Source organism: Ruegeria sp. AL3, from assembly GCF_056536065.1.
The window spans coordinates 188,526-201,452 of sequence record NZ_JBQFJG010000001.1; the positions used below are offsets into that span (position 1 = coordinate 188,526).

Consider the following 12,927-nt stretch of genomic DNA (forward strand, 5'->3'; position numbering starts at 1 on the left):
ACCGCCTATGTCAAGGCCAATCGGATGATACAGGCACAGGAATCTGATGCAGGTTCAACTAGGCAAGGTTGGCGCGCCCATATACGTGTGAATCTGGTCCCTTTCCGCGTCGGAAAGACCCAGAGCGGTGGACAATTGCCGCAGGTAAGACGCCTCGCGCGCATTGTCCAGACGGATCGCAGCCAGGGAAGTTGCATAGATCTGCGTCTTGAGCGGCGCACCAGAATCAGCCGCCAATCCCATGACGTCAATCGGTGCGTTCAGCTGCTCTTGCACGAATGCGCGCTCTTCCTCGCTGACATCATCGCCCAATTCACCCAGGATGATTTCCTTTTCCTGTTCGTCAAGTTCACCATCTGCCTTGGCAGCCTGAATCATTGCGCGCAGCATGAGTTTTGCCTGCTCTTCCATCGCTGCACCCGCGGGCGTGCCGCCGAACACGGTTTCCATCATGTCACCTGTGTGTTGATTGGCAGTTTTGGCAGCCCCTTGCATGGCGTTCAACAACCCACCCAAACCAGCGGCTCCGGCTGTGCTGCCGCCAACCCCCATCTTGCTCATCATGTCCTGCAAGCCTGACGCGCCACCGGGCAGACCAAATTGTTCTGCCATTTTGCCCAGCTGATCCACGCCCAAACCACCGCCGGCACCCTGCATCATGTCTTGCAGCCCAGCCATGCCGCCCATCTTCTGATATTTTTCCATGCCCTTGGCCGCAGCAAATCCAATGGCCACGGACGCCAGCGTTTTCATAAAGCTCATAATCAACCTCCCATATCTTCAAATTGGTTCCGAAAGTCTAACAGCCGAATGCAATCCCGAATACCGTGCTCAACCTGAACGCGACCGGCCCATAGCCCGGCGCATTATAAAGCCCAAAGAAGGCATGTAATTTGCAGTCTTGTTTGTACATATCACGGATTCGTGATAGGTTCGCCCATCCAAGAAGCCGAATTCAGGCTCGAAGGCCGAGGCAGCGTGAATGCGTTAAACCTGCAACGAGCAGAGTTGTTTTAGGCGACTTTTCTTGGGGGGCTATCATGACAGAATGGGCTATTCAGGCCGAAGAACTGGCCAATTGCAATTGCAACTTTGGTTGCCCGTGTCAGTTCAGCGTACTGCCGTCACACGGCAATTGCGAGGCGGTTGTGGTCTTTGACATTCAAAGCGGTCACTACGGTGAAACTGATCTGGGCGGTCTTCGGGCGGCAGGGGTCTATCATTGGCCGGGACCAATTCATGAGGGCAACGGTCAGATGCAGCTGATCATTGATGACAGCGCGACAGCTGAACAGCGGGCTGCGTTGCAAGCAATCATGACCGGTCAGGATACTGATGAAATGGCCACGTTCTGGTATGTCTTCAGCGCCATGGCGCCTTTGAAACATGAAACTCTGTTTGTTCCGATTGAACTGAACTGGAACCGCGAAGAGCGCAGCGGATACGCCAAAGTTACCGGAGTTTTCGATGTTGAGGTCAATCCGATCCCTCATATCGTATCGGGCGCACCTCACCGCGCGTCGATACAGTTGCCGAACGGCTTTGAATACCGCCATGCCGAGGCGGCATCGGGCAGTGCGACTACAACGGGTGGTCAGATCCGGCTGACCTTTGACGCAACCCATGCTCATCTGGCGCATCTGAACATCTCGGGCCATGGCGTCTTGGGCGCATAATCAGAGAACACCCATGACCAAACAGAACGCATCGCCCCGGGGCGGGACGGTTGAGTGGTTGCTGAGACAGGACAGCGCGATTGTTCTGGGAAGCGTTCTTCTGATCATCCTCGGTGCAACCTGGTACACGATAGCTGGCGTCGGGATGAACATGTCCGCGGTCGAGATGACCCGGATGGCCGGCCCTGTCGGAGACCCGATGCAAATGGGCCCGGCAGCAGCGTGGAGCGCAAGCTATGCCTTGCTGATTTTTCTGATGTGGTGGGTCATGATGATCGCCATGATGACCCCAAGCGCTGCGCCTGCCGTTCTTCTGTTCATCGCGGTCAAGCGGACAGGGCCTGAAAAGCACCGGACGGTTGCGTTCAGCCTGTGGTTTTTATCCGGCTATCTGGTGGCCTGGGGGGCGTTCAGCCTGATTGCAACCGCATTGCAATGGGGGTTGGAACAAATCGGGTTGTCCGACGGGCCGATGATGACGATTAGTTCGGGTGTCTTCGCAGGAAGCATCCTGCTGGCGGCTGGCGCCTATCAGTTTTCAGCTTTGAAAAACGCATGCCTGCGCCACTGTCAGAGCCCCGCACGTTTTCTGGCCGATCACAACCGACCCGGAACATTCGGTGCATTCCGCACCGGTATCCTGCACGGCACGTATTGTCTGGGATGCTGCTGGGCACTGATGCTGCTGCTTTTCGTCGGAGGGATCATGAACCTCTACTGGATTGTCGGAATTGCCGCGTACGTCGCGCTGGAAAAGCTTCTGCCCGGGGCCCGGTGGCTTGTGCCGGTGACAGGTTTTGCGCTGATCGGCGCTGGCCTTTGGTTCATCACGGCACTGTTGTTTTCTGGCACCTGATTTTGAACGGCCCTGGGGTCGGCTGACTTGAAGACCCAAAAACGATTTGATGTAACAGGAGGTATCAATGCCCATTTTCATTACTTACGCATCTTACTCGCAAGTCGGTGTCAAAGGCATGTTGCAGAAACCCGAGAACCGCACCGGCCCAGTAAAAGCCTTGCTGGAAAAAGTCGGCGGCAGGCTGCTGTCCTTCTACATGACGACCGGGGGCAATGACGTGGTCGTGATCAGCGAAGCCCCGGATGGCACGGACGCCGTAGCCGTTGGCATGGCTGTCGCGGCATCCGGCGCGGTGACCAACATAGAAACGGTCCGTGCCTGGACAGCAGATGAGTTCGTTTCGGTCGCAGAGAAGGCCGCGAAGCTCACAGGGGCGTACACACCGCCCGGTGGGTAAGGGAATACGCGCGGAGGGCCTGTAAGCCGGATCTTGTTCCGGGGTTGCCCCCTTCGATGACCATTCCTCTAGGCCGTGCATTGCTGCGCGGCTCAAGCTGCCAACCCGGTCCCTCTCGGCCAAGACGCGCTTAGCGGCGGTATCGGCTTGCGCCGACCGGCCCGCGCGGGGACCCTATTTGGCATTGCTCCCGGTGGGGCTTGCCGTGCCGCCCCTGTTGCCAGAGGCGCGGTGGGCTCTTACCCCACCGTTTCACCCTTACCCTGAACCAAGGTTCCGGGAGGTCTGATTTCTGTGGCGCTTTCCGTCGGGTTGCCCCGCCCGGGCATTACCCGGCACCGTTGTCTTGTGGAGTCCGGACTTTCCTCTCGGGCCTTGCGACCCCAGCGGCCATCCGGCCCTCCGCGCGTGGGTTGGGTAGGCTCTGCGGTCGGCGGCGTCAAGGGTGGATGGTTCAGAGAAGGGGCCAGCCCCTTCTTGGCCTGCGGCCAATTCAACCCCGGGATATTATCAGCCAGATGAAGGGCGGATCAGGTGTGCGGGATCAACGGTGCAAGGTCGGCTTGCTGCAAAGGCCCCCTGCCCCATGGGCGGTATCGAAGGCGGACGGCATGCAACAGCATATCATCGTCTGCATCAGCGCTGAAACCAGCGGCCCGAGCCAGGCTTCGGAACTGGCCCTTTGATGCAGTTAGCGGACCAGCGGCATATCCGCGGGGCGCGGCCAGCAGGTTGCGCTCGAGTCGCAACCAGTCAAATCGCGGACCGGGGTCAAATTTGCGCCCGGGCGCCATGTCCGAATGGCCGATAACACCGTTTGGCAAGATGGCCCAACGGTGCATTATCTGGCGCAACAGCTGTTCCAGCCGGTGCATCTGGGGTTCAGGGAACGGATGCTTGCCGGCGTTGTCCAGCTCGATGCCTATGGAACGAGAGTTGATGTCGGCCCGACCGTGCCATTCTCCGGCACCCGCGTGCCAGGCCCGGTCTTCTTCGCGTACCATCTGCCACAGCGTGCCATCATTGCCGATCAGGTAATGGGCCGAGACCTCGGCCTTTGGGTCGCACAGACGATCCAGAGCCGCCTGCGCGCTGTCCATCGCCGTGTAATGGATCACGATCAAGGATGGTGTCAGACCATCTCGGCGTTCACCAAAATTGGGTGACGGATGCCAGATCGGGTTCAGGGGGTCAGTTGCTGACGGCACTGCGGAACGGGCTCGGGTCCCAGCCACACGCATAACCATCCCCATCCGGGTCCAGACCTTTGCGGTCGCGCTGGGGGCCGCCATTGGACAGAAACTCGATCTGAGCCTGATCAGGGGATGGGAATTGCGCGCAGTTCCTCTGAGCCTTGGCCTGAAGGTTGAAGCCCGAGCGGCTGTAGAGTTGCACACCTACCGGATTGGACGTGCTCAGCGCATATTGCACAATGTTTGTCTGGCCGCTCGCCGTGCGCTCGGGCACTGCCGTCGGGGCCACGAGTTCATACGTCTGGCGGTTCTGCTCGATCCGGGCGGCGTCGGATTCGATGCTGCGGCGTTCGGACACGGCGGCAAAGTCCTGTTCATCCGAAATCGCGCCAGTTTTCGCCACGGGAACCGCCGTAACCGCGGCTGGGTTTTGGCCAGATGTGCTGGCCAATGCCGCCGCGGTCTGGTTGGCGATATCCGCGTTTTCACCCGTGGCAACAGGCGCCGTACCAGGGGCGCCCAGCGGTTGTTGTGAAACTTCGACCGGGGCCAGCAGAGGGTTGCCGGCCGCACCCTGACCTGCCAATTGAGCCTCGCGCTGCGCCTGGTATTCAGGCGTGTTGAAACCCGTGCTGGTCAGCGGTGCGACATCCGTGCACGCCGCTGCCAGTGCAAGAGCGGGGACCAAAAGCAAAACGCGCATAGTTTGGCTCCGTGTCTAGTGCTTCAGTTGCCCGAGGCTTACCACCATTTCCCGGGCTTGGCCACAAAACCGGCCGCGTTTTCCAGCGCATAGGCGGTATTGAGCAGGTCGCCTTCTTCCCAGGGACGTCCGATCAGCTGCAATCCCAGCGGAAGACCTTGTGTGTCCAGCCCTGCGGGGACCGAGACACCGGGCAGTCCGGCCAGGTTCACGGTCACGGTGAAGACATCGTTCAAATACATTTGAACAGGATCTGCTTCGGTCATTTCGCCCAGACCGAAGGCCGCCGATGGGGTTGCCGGGGTCAGGATGGCGTCGACACCGGCCGCGAACACGTCTTCGAAGTCTTTCTTGATCAGCGTGCGCACCTTGCGGGCACGGTTGTAATAGGCGTCATAGAAACCAGCCGACAGAACATAGGTGCCAACCATGACCCGGCGCTGCACTTCGTGGCCAAAGCCCTCGGCGCGGGTTTTTTCGTACATCTCGGTGATGCCATCACCCTGCGCCATCTGTGCACGATGCCCATAGCGGACACCGTCATAGCGGGCGAGGTTCGAAGACGCCTCGGCCGGGGCGATCACATAGTAGGCAGGCAGCGCATACTTGGTGTGCGGCAGCGAGATATCGACAATCTCGGCCCCCGCATCCTTCAGCATCGCGGCACCATCGGCCCAGAGCTTTTCGATCTCGGTGGGCATTCCGTCCATGCGGTATTCCTTGGGGATACCGATCTTCTTGCCCTTGATGTCGCCAGTCAACATCGCTTCGAAATTCGGGACGGCCAGGTCCGCACTGGTCGAATCCTTGGCGTCATGGCCGCACATGGTTTCCAGCATGATCGCGGCGTCGCGGACGTTCTTGGTCATCGGACCGGCCTGATCCAGCGAGGACGCAAACGCCACAATGCCCCAGCGCGAGCATCGGCCATAGGTCGGCTTGATGCCGGTGATCCCGACAAAAGCCGCGGGCTGGCGGATGGAACCGCCGGTATCAGTGCCCGTTGCCGCAAGGCACAGGTCGGCGGCCACAGCGGCCGCGGACCCGCCCGACGAACCGCCCGGTGTCAGCTGCGCATCATCGTTGCCACGACGCCACGGGCTGACCGCGTTGCCATAGACCGATGTTTCGTTGGACGAGCCCATGGCGAATTCGTCCATGTTCAGCTTGCCCAGCATGACTGCGCCTGCGTCGGCCAGTTGCTGTGACACGGTGGATTCGTATTCCGGCTTGAAGCCTTCAAGAATGCCCGACGCGGCTTGTGACGGCACGCCCTTGGTGCAGAACAGGTCCTTGATGCCGATCGGCAGGCCACACATTGACGGAGCGTCCCCGCCCTTGATCCGTTCATCCGCAGCCTTGGCGCGCTCCATCGCGATCTCGGGCGTCTTGTGGACGAATGCGTTCAGCGCATCTGCTTCATCAATGGCTTTCAAGCAGGCTTCTGTCAGCTCAACAGAGGTGACGTCGCCGGCTCGCAACGCGTCGCGGGCCTCGGCCAGGCCCAATTTGTTCAGATCGCTCATGTCTTACTCCACCACTTTGGGGACTGCGAAGAACCCTTCGCGGGCGTCGGGGGCGTTGGCCAGAATCTTGTCCTGCTGATTGCCATCGGTGACTTCGTCCTGACGACGCTTGAGGCGCATGGGTGTGACCGAAACCATCGGCTCGACACCTTCCACATCCACTTCGTTCAGCTGTTCGATGAACCCAAGGATGGTGTTGAACTCGGATGCCAGCGCCGGCAGCGCGTCATCCTCGACCTTGATCCGGGCCAGTTTGGCCACTTTGGCGGCGGTGCTTTGGTCAATCGACATCGGCTTCCCTCATCTACGTTAGGGGGCGTTTACCCGTCTGCAGCGGCAGTCGCAAGACCGGGGTGCCTTGGGCAGGTCCGAGTTTGGAATCCCCCCTCTTATGAGGCTATTCAAAACTGAATGACTGGCATGCAAAAAAGTAAACCGAATAGTTCATTATTGATCTTGAAAACTGTACTGTACTGTTCATTTTATTTATGCGACATAACGCAAACCGGAGAAAAACATGAAACCCCTGATAACAGCCGCAGTCTTGTCCGCCACGATTTTGGCCGCACCGGCCATGGCTTTGGGTATCGACACAAGCAACCTGACACGCACGTTGACCTTCCCGTCCCCTATCGCGGAACCGGTCACGCAGGATCAGGTTAAACCTGCCAAGTAACGCGCAGGTCCAAGCCGGGTCAGATATCCCCTCTCTGACCCGGCTGTTTTGCATTTTCGAGGATGCACATCCCTGAGCAAGCCGCTAGCATGACGTCGAATACAGAACAGAACTGCGCCGAGGTTTCGTAGTTCAGGCAAGCCAGTGGAGCAGATGATGAGCGCGCAAAAACAAGCGGTTCTGGACGCAATCGACGCAGCCAATGCAAATGACCCCAACCAAGACGAGGGCCGCCCCGCGGCACTGTTGTATGGCGAACGCATGAGTGCCGAGCTGGGCCGCCTGTTTCCGGATGCTTCCGACGCCCTTCAAATCGCCGCGCGCGGGCAGCATGTGGAACGTTGGAAACTTGCCCGCAGTGAATACCCCGAAGGCCGGGTTGGATATCTGTCATGGCGCAAGGCGCAGGGCGAACACCATTCCGACGTGGTCATGGGGTTGATGGCCCGCGAAGGTTACGATTCAGAACAGATCGAGGCCGCAGGGCGCATGTTGCGCAAACAAGGCATCAAGCGCGACGCGGAAGTGCAGGCGTTGGAAGACGTGATCTGCTTTGTGTTTCTGAAATGGTATTTCCAGCCCTTTGCCGCAAAACACTCGGCCGAGAAAATCCAGAGCATCGTTGAAAAAACGGCCCGCAAGATGTCGCCCGAAGGCCGCGCTCGGGTGTTGAGCGAATTTGATCTGCCCGACCATCTGGCCGCAGCCTTTCAGAACTAGAATCGGACCGGGGCGGTTCCGTTGGCTTCTTGCCATGAGGCTCGGAAGACACACGCGATCCTTCCGCGCCTCAAGGCGCCGGGCCTTTGCTAAAACGGCCCCTGACAAGAGCTGCGCGATACACCTCGATCATCCATCCCAGCATGATGGCATTCAGGATATGCCACATGAAATGCGTCCCCACCGGCCATTGCCCGCAAAATGGCAAATCCAGCGCCCGGAACGTGATCGACAGAATCAGGATCAAGGCCCCGACTGTCATCCCTTTGGCCAGGATCATGTCTTGGCCCCGCAGCAGGAACGCATAGATCAGGATCAACAAAGGAACCGGCGCGTAAACCGCCGACCCGCCAAACCCCGGCACAAGCTGGAACAAAGGCGCAACAAGTGCCGCAAAGGGAAGAAACAGAAGCGTACCGCAGATCGCCATTCCGGACGACATGCGACAGATGTTCCGGTTCACCGCAAATATATAGACCAATATGAACAGCAGGATCGGCGCCACATCCGCCAATGCCGCCCAAACTCGGGCATGGGTGTGAAACAGATAGCTTCCAACCCCGATCATGGCCAAAATCACGACCAGACCTTTGGCCAGCGGCATGTCCTGATCGCGCACGCGCTGCCAAATGACCCATGCGGAAATCAGAAAAGCCGCATTTGTGATCGCGTTGATCGGCTCGGCCCAATACTCCGGCGACACGCGTTCGCAATAGCCATCAATTTCTCGAATCCAGTCCATGGAAATTTACATAGCCAATGCTAGGCTGGAGCCAAGACAAGACTTGAGAGGAATTCCGGAATGAACATTATCTGGCTGGGCCATGGCAGTTTTCGCATAGAAACTCAGGGGCAGGTTCTGTTGATCGACCCGTGGCTGACCGGCAACCCGGTCTTGCCCGAAGATCGGCATGATGCCGTGCTGGAAGGGGCGACCCACATTCTTTTGACCCATACGCATTTTGACCACGTGGCCGATGTACTTCCTCTGGCAAAGCACCTGAAAATCCCCGTTGTCGGACAGTATGACCTGATGGGATACTGGAGCGAAGCGGAAGGCATTGAGACCATCGGTTTCAACAAAGGCGGCACCGTCGACCTGAACGGCGTCATGGTGACAATGGTACCGGCCTCTCACAGCTCGACTTTTTCAACACCGGACGGTCTGCGCACTGGAGGCAGTGAGGTCGGCTTCATGATCGCGGCCGAGGGGCGTATGCTCTACGTCTCGGGCGATACCGACATCATGGCCGACATGGAATGGATGGGGGATTACTACAAGCCCGATATCGGAATCCTTTCCGCCGGCGGGCATTTCACCATGGATATGAAAGCCACCGCTTATGCCGCGAAACGGTACTTTGACTTCAAGACGGTCATCCCATGTCACTACCAGACGTTCCCCATTCTGGAACAATCCGCACAGGCATTGATCGACGGGTTGCCCGGGGTCGACGTGATCGAACCTGAGGTCATGAAAGCCATCACCGTCTGACGACAGCGCAGCGCGTCAGCCCGGCTTGTCCTGGCGGCGCGCTTCGAAGAAGGCCTTCAAAAGCGCGGCAGCCTCTTCGCCTGCAATTCCGTCATAGACTTCGGGCACGTGATGCGCCTGTGCATGCGAAAACACGCGCGCGCCATGCGCCACGCCCCCGGATTTGGGGTCTGCCGCACCGTAATAGATCCGCCGGATGCGCGTGGCCGCCAAGGCCGCGGCGCACATCGCGCAAGGCTCCAACGTGACGTAGAGATCATGATCCGGCAGCCGTTCAGAGCCCGCCTGCGCACAGGCGACACGCAAGGCCATGATTTCCGCATGGGCCGTGGGGTCATTCAATTCGCGCGTCCGGTTCCCGGCCGCGGCCACGACCGTTCCGTCCGGTCCGACGACAACGGCCCCCACGGGCACCTCGCCGCGGTCAGCGGCTGCGCGCGCCTCGGCCAGGGCCTGTTGCATATGCGATTTGAACACCATGCCCCCTGACTGCCGCAGAAACCCGCCTTTCGCAAGCGCCCGGGATGCGGTATGGCCCTGACATGAACAAGACCCCACCCCCCGGCGATCGGATCGCCAAAGTCCTGGCCCGCGCTGGCGTAGCATCCCGGCGCGAGGCTGAACGCATGATAGAAGCAGGCCGCGTGGCAGTGAATGGCAAGACCATCGACAGCCCCGCCCTGAACGTGACCGCGAAAGACAAGATCGCAGTCGACGGCAAGCCGGTCTCGGAACCGGAACCGTCGCGTCTGTGGCTGTATCACAAGCCCGCCGGGTTGGTGACGACGACCCGCGACGAAAAAGGACGAGATACAATATTCGACAAGCTGCCTGACGACATGCCACGAGTGATGAGCGTTGGTCGGTTGGACCTGAATTCCGAAGGATTGCTGCTGTTGACCAACGATGGCGGCATCAAGCGCAAGCTGGAACTGCCCTCGACCGGGTGGTTGCGGAAGTACCGCGTGCGGGTGAACGGTCGCCCGAAGGACGAGGATTTCGAACCGCTGCGCAAGGGGCTGGTGATCGAGGGAGAACGGTTCCAGCCAATGACCGTCACACTGGATCGCCAGCAGGGCGCAAATGCATGGCTGACGATCGGCTTGCGCGAAGGCAAGAACCGCGAAATCCGCCGCGCGATGGAAGATATCGGCTTTACCGTGAATCGTCTGTTGCGCGTGTCCTACGGCCCCTTCCAGCTTGGGACGCTGAAACAGGGCGAGGTCGAAGAAGTCCGTCGCCGGGTCATGCGGGACCAGCTGGGTCTGGACGCCGAAGACAAACCCGGCAACGCGCCCAAACGCCCGTCACGGCCCAAAAGAAAACGGCCTCTGATCGGCAAGAATCCCCGTAAGTGATGTGGGTTCGGCAACCTTCCCCCTAGCGCTAAGCCCGCGCATACCCTAAATTTTCAGTGAAAGCTGCTATTTGGGGGGCGTGATGTCCGGAAGCGGAGTGCAAAAACTGGCCTACGCTGTGCTGTTGGTGCTGTTGTTTGGCGTCTGCACTGGTTTGCTCGGAGGTCTGTAAGCCATGGCAAAGCGGTTCGGCGGCAAATACAGCCCACAGGGGGATGAATCGGAAAACACCCCACTGCCGAGGGGGCAGTTTGACGGCGCACGGGTCGAGCCCGCTGGCGCACGTGCGAATATTCTGTTTCTACCCGCCATTCCATTGGTGTTTCTGTCCCTAAACGACGGCGCGATTGGCATGACACTGGGGCTGGTCGCCGCTGGTTTTCTGACGGCGGCCGCATTTTTGCTGCGAGAAGGTCTGAGAGCTGAGGCCGCGTACAATGCCCGCAAAACCGCCCGACGTCCTGCTTTTCCGCGGAAGATATTTGCCAGTGTTCTCACCGGCCTTGGCGCTGGCCTTGCGTCTTACAGGTCCGAGTTTCTGGACGCTGAAGCGGCAGTGCAGGTCAGTTTGTTGGCCCCCGTGCTGTTTGGTGTTGCAGCGACCGTTCTGCATTCTGTCTCATTCGGGCTTGATCCGATGAAGAACAAGGGCATGGAAGGGGTCGACACTTTTCAGCAGGACCGCGTGGCCCGCGTGGTCGATGATGCCGAGAAACATCTGTCGGAAATGACGAATGCCATAAAACGCGCTGGTGACCGCAGGGTCGAAGCCCGCGTCGAACGGTTTCAGAACACCGCGCGGGATTTGTTTCGCACGGTCGAGGAAGACCCGCGAGATCTGGCCGGTGCTAGAAAGTACCTGACCGTGTACTTGCAGGGCGCACGCGACGCGACCGTTAAGTTTGCTGATGTCTACGCCCGAACCCGCGATGCGCAGGCGCTTGCGGATTACTCTGCTTTGCTGGACGATCTGGAACAGAATTTCGCCGCGCGAACGCGGAAAATGCTTTTGGATGACCGCAGTGATCTGACGGTCGAAATTGACGTGTTGCGTGAAAGACTGCAGCGCGAAGGCGTCCGGCTGGACTGACCGGCCATTATTTAAGCGAGGAACATACCCATGTCCGATGAGATCAAGAACAAGGCAGTTCAGGCCGAAACACTGGTACAGGAAGTCACCGCAGTTGCCCTGCCCGAACCGCAGGCCGAGGTCGTGTCGTTGGAGGAAGCCGACGAACCCGTCAGCGCCGAAATCCGCAAGCGGATGGATGAAATCGACATGGGCAACACCAATTCGATTGTCGCGTTCGGCTCGTCCGCGCAGGCCGAGTTGCAGGAGATCAGCCAGGCCATGCTTGCGGATGTGCGCAACAAGGATGTCGGCCCGGCCGGTGACAGCCTGCGCAATATCGTGACCACGATCCGCGGTTTCTCGGTCAGTGAACTTGACGTGCGGCGCGAGCGCAGCTGGTGGGAGAAACTGTTGGGCAGGGCTGCGCCTTTTGCCAAATTTACCGCCCAGTACGAAGAGGTTCAGGGCCAGATCGATCGCATTACCGACGATCTTCTGGGACATGAGCATACGCTGCTCAAGGATATCAAATCTCTGGATCTGCTGTATGAGAAGACCTTGGGCTTTTATGACGAACTGGCGCTGTACATCGCTGCGGGCGAAGAGAAGCTGACCGAGCTGGACAGCCACGACATCCCTGAAAAGGAAGCCGAAGTTCAGGCCGCTCCGGAAGACCAGCAAGTGATGAAGGCACAGGAACTGCGTGACATCCGTGCGGCGCGTGACGACCTAGAACGCCGGGTTCATGACCTGAAACTGACACGACAGGTCACGATGCAGTCGCTGCCGTCGATCCGTTTGGTTCAGGAAAACGACAAATCGCTGGTCACCAAGATCAACTCGACGCTGGTAAACACGGTACCGCTGTGGGAAACGCAGCTGGCCCAGGCGGTTACGATACAACGCAGCGCCGAAGCCGCCGCCGCGGTGCGGGATGCGAACGACCTGACGAACGAGCTTTTGACTTCGAATGCGGCCAACCTGCGCGAATCGAACAAGATGATCCGCCAAGAGATGGAGCGCGGCGTGTTCGACATCGAAGCGGTCAAGCAGGCCAATGCCGACCTGATTGGCACCATCAACGAAAGCCTTGCCATTGCGGACGAAGGCAAAGCCAAACGCGCCGCAGCCGAGGCTGAGTTGCAGAAGATGGAAAAGGAACTGCGCGACACTTTGGCGGCCGCCAAAGCGCGCCGCGACGGAACCGGCGACAATGCCGGTACGGCGGTTCCCGGCTGAGGGCGGGATCGGC

At 59.3% G+C, this 12,927-nt stretch carries 16 protein-coding genes and 1 other RNA gene; 9 read left to right on the forward strand and 8 right to left on the reverse strand.

From position 1 onward, the window contains the following. Positions 1-54 precede the first annotated feature (54 nt). Entirely contained in the window at positions 55-762 is a 708-nt protein-coding gene (locus ACR3E6_RS00935; RefSeq protein ID WP_480485359.1) for a DUF533 domain-containing protein, read from the reverse strand. A gap of 278 nt (positions 763-1,040) precedes the next feature. On the opposite strand from ACR3E6_RS00935, the gene ACR3E6_RS00940 reads away from it, so the two are divergent. The 3 genes from ACR3E6_RS00940 (at position 1,041) to ACR3E6_RS00950 (ending at position 2,932) form a co-directional block, all read left to right on the forward strand. Then, positions 1,041-1,676, forward strand: coding sequence for a DUF1326 domain-containing protein (locus ACR3E6_RS00940; RefSeq protein WP_210092663.1), 636 nt, complete (start codon positions 1,041-1,043; stop codon positions 1,674-1,676). 13 nt (positions 1,677-1,689) lie between these two features. After that, positions 1,690-2,532, forward strand: a complete 843-nt coding sequence (locus tag ACR3E6_RS00945) for a DUF2182 domain-containing protein (RefSeq protein ID WP_210092664.1) — start codon at positions 1,690-1,692, stop codon at positions 2,530-2,532. A gap of 67 nt (positions 2,533-2,599) precedes the next feature. Then, positions 2,600-2,932 carry a GYD domain-containing protein gene (locus ACR3E6_RS00950; RefSeq protein WP_480485361.1) on the forward strand — a complete coding sequence of 111 codons (333 nt, stop codon included), beginning with the start codon at positions 2,600-2,602 and terminating at the stop codon, positions 2,930-2,932. Between the two features lie 6 nt (positions 2,933-2,938). Here ACR3E6_RS00950 and rnpB read toward each other — a convergent pair. The 5 genes from rnpB to gatC all read right to left on the reverse strand — a co-directional run bounded on the left by rnpB (position 2,939) and on the right by gatC (position 6,645). Next, an RNA gene (rnpB, locus tag ACR3E6_RS00955) (RNase P RNA component class A) lies at positions 2,939-3,338 on the reverse strand. 124 nt (positions 3,339-3,462) lie between these two features. Continuing rightward, on the reverse strand, positions 3,463-4,173 hold the full coding sequence (locus ACR3E6_RS00960) for an N-acetylmuramoyl-L-alanine amidase (protein WP_480485363.1): 711 nt from the start codon (positions 4,171-4,173) through the stop codon (positions 3,463-3,465). Continuing rightward, a complete protein-coding gene (locus ACR3E6_RS00965) occupies positions 4,124-4,828 on the reverse strand; it encodes a hypothetical protein (RefSeq protein ID WP_480485365.1) in 705 nt (234 codons plus the stop codon). Before ACR3E6_RS00965 ends, ACR3E6_RS00960 begins: the two co-directional genes overlap by 50 nt. Positions 4,829-4,866: 38 nt before the next feature. Then, positions 4,867-6,354 carry an Asp-tRNA(Asn)/Glu-tRNA(Gln) amidotransferase subunit GatA gene (gene gatA / locus ACR3E6_RS00970; protein ID WP_171630817.1) on the reverse strand — a complete coding sequence of 496 codons (1,488 nt, stop codon included), beginning with the start codon at positions 6,352-6,354 and terminating at the stop codon, positions 4,867-4,869. Between the two features lie 3 nt (positions 6,355-6,357). Next, positions 6,358-6,645, reverse strand: a complete 288-nt coding sequence (gene gatC / locus ACR3E6_RS00975) for an Asp-tRNA(Asn)/Glu-tRNA(Gln) amidotransferase subunit GatC (RefSeq protein WP_117868236.1) — start codon at positions 6,643-6,645, stop codon at positions 6,358-6,360. Between the two features lie 226 nt (positions 6,646-6,871). Between gatC and ACR3E6_RS00980 the strand changes: the two genes are divergently transcribed. Together ACR3E6_RS00980 and ACR3E6_RS00985 are read left to right on the forward strand one after the other, a co-directional pair. Then, the gene (locus ACR3E6_RS00980) at positions 6,872-7,030 is read left to right on the forward strand and encodes a hypothetical protein (protein WP_170343617.1); all 159 of its coding nucleotides are present in this window, start codon (positions 6,872-6,874) and stop codon (positions 7,028-7,030) included. A 156-nt stretch (positions 7,031-7,186) separates the two neighbouring features. Beyond that, positions 7,187-7,750, forward strand: coding sequence for a DUF4202 domain-containing protein (locus ACR3E6_RS00985; RefSeq protein WP_171630815.1), 564 nt, complete (start codon positions 7,187-7,189; stop codon positions 7,748-7,750). A 70-nt stretch (positions 7,751-7,820) separates the two neighbouring features. On the opposite strand, the gene ACR3E6_RS00990 is transcribed toward ACR3E6_RS00985, so the two are convergent. Continuing rightward, entirely contained in the window at positions 7,821-8,492 is a 672-nt protein-coding gene (locus ACR3E6_RS00990; RefSeq protein ID WP_480485368.1) for a ceramidase domain-containing protein, read from the reverse strand. Between the two features lie 60 nt (positions 8,493-8,552). On the opposite strand from ACR3E6_RS00990, the gene ACR3E6_RS00995 reads away from it, so the two are divergent. Next, complete coding sequence (locus tag ACR3E6_RS00995) at positions 8,553-9,245, forward strand: metal-dependent hydrolase (protein WP_171630810.1); 693 nt, start codon at positions 8,553-8,555, stop codon at positions 9,243-9,245. A 15-nt stretch (positions 9,246-9,260) separates the two neighbouring features. Here ACR3E6_RS00995 and ACR3E6_RS01000 read toward each other — a convergent pair whose 3' ends face one another. After that, a complete protein-coding gene (locus tag ACR3E6_RS01000; protein ID WP_171722858.1) occupies positions 9,261-9,725 on the reverse strand; it encodes a nucleoside deaminase in 465 nt (154 codons plus the stop codon). 62 nt (positions 9,726-9,787) lie between these two features. On the opposite strand from ACR3E6_RS01000, the gene ACR3E6_RS01005 reads away from it, so the two are divergent. The 3 genes from ACR3E6_RS01005 to ACR3E6_RS01015 all read left to right on the forward strand — a co-directional run bounded on the left by ACR3E6_RS01005 (position 9,788) and on the right by ACR3E6_RS01015 (position 12,914). After that, entirely contained in the window at positions 9,788-10,603 is an 816-nt protein-coding gene (locus tag ACR3E6_RS01005) for a pseudouridine synthase (RefSeq protein ID WP_171630806.1), read from the forward strand. A gap of 175 nt (positions 10,604-10,778) precedes the next feature. Next, positions 10,779-11,693 (forward strand): 5-bromo-4-chloroindolyl phosphate hydrolysis family protein, encoded by a 915-nt coding sequence (locus ACR3E6_RS01010; protein WP_480485370.1) that lies wholly within the window; start codon positions 10,779-10,781, stop codon positions 11,691-11,693. A gap of 30 nt (positions 11,694-11,723) precedes the next feature. Then, positions 11,724-12,914: a toxic anion resistance protein gene (locus tag ACR3E6_RS01015; RefSeq protein ID WP_171630802.1), complete on the forward strand. Its 1,191-nt coding sequence runs from the start codon at positions 11,724-11,726 to the stop codon at positions 12,912-12,914. Positions 12,915-12,927: the final 13 nt, after the last annotated feature.

Bases quoted from the DNA above. Each gene is read 5' to 3' on its own strand.
- ACR3E6_RS00935 (WP_480485359.1), bottom strand. From the start codon at position 762: ATGAGCTTTATGAAAACGCTGGCGTCCGTGGCCATTGGATTTGCTGCG.
- ACR3E6_RS00940 (WP_210092663.1), top strand. From the start codon at position 1,041: ATGACAGAATGGGCTATTCAGGCCGAAGAACTGGCCAATTGCAATTGC.
- ACR3E6_RS00945 (WP_210092664.1), top strand. From the start codon at position 1,690: ATGACCAAACAGAACGCATCGCCCCGGGGCGGGACGGTTGAGTGGTTG.
- ACR3E6_RS00950 (WP_480485361.1), top strand. From the start codon at position 2,600: ATGCCCATTTTCATTACTTACGCATCTTACTCGCAAGTCGGTGTCAAA.
- ACR3E6_RS00960 (WP_480485363.1), bottom strand. From the start codon at position 4,173: ATGCGTGTGGCTGGGACCCGAGCCCGTTCCGCAGTGCCGTCAGCAACT.
- ACR3E6_RS00965 (WP_480485365.1), bottom strand. From the start codon at position 4,828: ATGCGCGTTTTGCTTTTGGTCCCCGCTCTTGCACTGGCAGCGGCGTGC.
- gatA (WP_171630817.1), bottom strand. From the start codon at position 6,354: ATGAGCGATCTGAACAAATTGGGCCTGGCCGAGGCCCGCGACGCGTTG.
- gatC (WP_117868236.1), bottom strand. From the start codon at position 6,645: ATGTCGATTGACCAAAGCACCGCCGCCAAAGTGGCCAAACTGGCCCGG.
- ACR3E6_RS00980 (WP_170343617.1), top strand. From the start codon at position 6,872: ATGAAACCCCTGATAACAGCCGCAGTCTTGTCCGCCACGATTTTGGCC.
- ACR3E6_RS00985 (WP_171630815.1), top strand. From the start codon at position 7,187: ATGAGCGCGCAAAAACAAGCGGTTCTGGACGCAATCGACGCAGCCAAT.
- ACR3E6_RS00990 (WP_480485368.1), bottom strand. From the start codon at position 8,492: ATGGACTGGATTCGAGAAATTGATGGCTATTGCGAACGCGTGTCGCCG.
- ACR3E6_RS00995 (WP_171630810.1), top strand. From the start codon at position 8,553: ATGAACATTATCTGGCTGGGCCATGGCAGTTTTCGCATAGAAACTCAG.
- ACR3E6_RS01000 (WP_171722858.1), bottom strand. From the start codon at position 9,725: ATGGTGTTCAAATCGCATATGCAACAGGCCCTGGCCGAGGCGCGCGCA.
- ACR3E6_RS01005 (WP_171630806.1), top strand. From the start codon at position 9,788: ATGAACAAGACCCCACCCCCCGGCGATCGGATCGCCAAAGTCCTGGCC.
- ACR3E6_RS01010 (WP_480485370.1), top strand. From the start codon at position 10,779: ATGGCAAAGCGGTTCGGCGGCAAATACAGCCCACAGGGGGATGAATCG.
- ACR3E6_RS01015 (WP_171630802.1), top strand. From the start codon at position 11,724: ATGTCCGATGAGATCAAGAACAAGGCAGTTCAGGCCGAAACACTGGTA.